At 39.0% G+C, this 957-nt stretch carries 1 protein-coding gene; it reads left to right on the top strand.

The annotated features are described in order from the left end of the window. Positions 1-957 (top strand): hypothetical protein (locus D1003_RS11050; protein WP_221410930.1); only part of this gene is annotated, 957 nt, incomplete at both ends.

Raw genomic sequence — 957 nt, 5'->3', positions numbered from 1 at the left:
CCAGTTAATTTTTCCGCATCTGCGGAGTACGCCACAACTTACATTTGGGCTTCCGATGATAAAGGGGTTAATGTTTTAGGAAATAACCCTACGCTATCTCTTGATGCAAACAAGTACCAGTTAGGAGCAAATAGATTATATTTATTAGTCAATAATGCAGGAGGGTGTGGGGTTGCCCCAATAGAAATTAATTTTACGGTAAACCCAACTCCAACCAATTTACAATTAGAGGGTGTAAAACAAACTTATTGTAATACAGAGAGAATTTTTATAAAGCCATCAGCACAAGGAACTGGGGTGTCCTATGAATGGAGTACAAATAATAACTTTACTTCACTTTTAGATAGAAATTTTGTAGATGAAAGTGGTAATCTTAGTTTTATTCAATCATCTACAGGTACATACACCTACTATGTAAGAGCAAAGCAGGGTAATTGTTACTCCGCTCCACAATCCGTAACTTTTACAGTGAACCAAGGCGTGAGCAATGTTCAAGTTGCCAATGCAGGAAAAACATTCTGTGAGGGAAATGCGATAGAGTTTTTAGCAGGTAGCCCTAATGCCACCAACTACTCTTGGTATAAATTTAGTAATGGAACAGGACTTCTATTTAATGGGGCAAGTTACAAGCCTAATAGTTCAGATTATGTGCTTGGCAAAGAAACCACCGTTTATTTAGTGGCTTCTAATGGAACAGGTTGCTCGAGTGATATTATTCCAGTTTCATTCACGGTAAATCCTGCTCCTAAAAATCTTACTTTAGAGGGCTTACTTCCTAACTATTGTGTGGGTAATCAAATATTGGTAACGCCTACGGCGGTAGGAACAGCCGTGTCCTATGAGTGGAGTGTAGCTCCTACATTTACGACCTTGTTAGGTTCAGAGTATGTGGATAGTCAAGGGAGGTTGAACTATACCTCAAATCAAGCAGGAGCTTTCACTTATTATGTGAGAGCA

It is taken from the genome of Riemerella anatipestifer (assembly GCF_009663465.1).
Lineage (GTDB): Bacteria > Bacteroidota > Bacteroidia > Flavobacteriales > Weeksellaceae > Riemerella > Riemerella anatipestifer_C.
This window is presented reverse-complemented; position numbering and strand designations above follow the sequence as displayed.